Genomic DNA, 1299 nt, shown 5'->3' on the forward strand with positions numbered 1-1299 from the left:
CGACAGCCTCAAACTCTGTTTAATTCTGCCAATAATTAGCTCGAACATTTTTTTGCGGGACGGATTCTTGCTGCTGGGCGGCATCCCTAACTCGCAACACATCAAGTTCAAGTCAGTTGCACTCATTGCCAACAACTTTTGCCTCACCTCTTCTTCATTACCATTCTTAGCTTGTAAACGCAGTTCTTCATAAACTTCTAGAACATTTCTAGCCGATAAATTAACAGGTTTATTAACATCAGCACCCCTGGGAATATCCGAAGTTTTTGAGCCAGCAGAAATCACTCCCCGCTTGACTTGAGTCTCAAGTCGGGTTAATTTTCGAGCAACGTCCCGCAAGATTTCCTTAAGTTCGCCAATTTCCTCAACTAACCCCCCGCTTTCTTGTTCAGAAGCAGCCAAACTTTCTTTTTTACTCATTTCAGATACTCCTCACACTCGCGCCATAGTTTTTCAAATTCTCTAACTAATTCTCGCGGCAGTTCTCCCTCATTAATCGCCCGTTTTAGCCCGACGCTTTCCCGAATCGTCGATTCTAAAAATCTAACTTCTATGTTATTATCTTTTGATATCTCATCGCAAAGTCTCTTTACTTCTCTCATGTAAAACTGAACTTCATTTGTCAGCAATCCTCCATAGGTTTTAGCTTTATTCATAAAGACTGCTATCTTGGGAAACGGATAAGGCTCAATCCGTTTCTGAAGCGAGTTTAAAACTAAACTTAATCCCCTAGAACCAAAATAATCGGGATTGACGGGAATTAATATTAAGTCGCAGCAAGAGAGTACGCTGTAAGTGAGGAGACTGAAGGAAGGCGAACAGTCAAAAAGCATCAAGTCGTATTTGGGGAGATTGGCAGAGTTGGCGATTTTGCCGATGAATCGGCGGATGAAGTCTTTAACACTTTTTCCTTCAAATCCATCGATATCCAACCAATATAATTCTTCAACAGAAGGGACAAAATGCAACTGTTCGTCAATCTGATAAATGGTATCGAAACCAACGGGAAATTTAAAATTCTGTCCTGCTTTTTTAAAGACTTCTAGAGCGTCGTAAATTGTAAGTCTATGCTTGAGAGATTTTTCGTACCACTTACCAAATTTGTCATCTAAATGACCTGTATTTTCGTTAAGTCCGATCGCCTCTGTGAGCGACATTTGCGGATCTAAGTCTAACATCAAGACTTCTAAGTCGGTTCCTTGGGATATAATATTTCCTAGACTCCAAGTGACGGTAGTCTTTCCGACACCGCCTTTGAAGTTGATTACGGCTATTGATTTAGGACTCATGGCTGGCTTT

General features: G+C 41.0%; 2 protein-coding genes. Both read right to left on the reverse strand.

Annotated elements, in window-relative coordinates; genetic code table 11:
• The coding region (locus QUA45_RS19030) for a hypothetical protein (protein WP_333221847.1) at nt 1-420 on the reverse strand (420 nt) is incomplete at its 3' end.
• On the reverse strand, nt 417-1299 hold an 883-nt coding region (locus QUA45_RS19035), incomplete at its 5' end, for a ParA family protein (protein ID WP_333221848.1). The genes QUA45_RS19035 and QUA45_RS19030, both read right to left, overlap by 4 nt.

It is taken from the genome of Microcoleus sp. Pol12A5 (assembly GCF_036701435.1).
Classification (GTDB): Bacteria; Cyanobacteriota; Cyanobacteriia; order Cyanobacteriales; family Microcoleaceae; genus Microcoleus.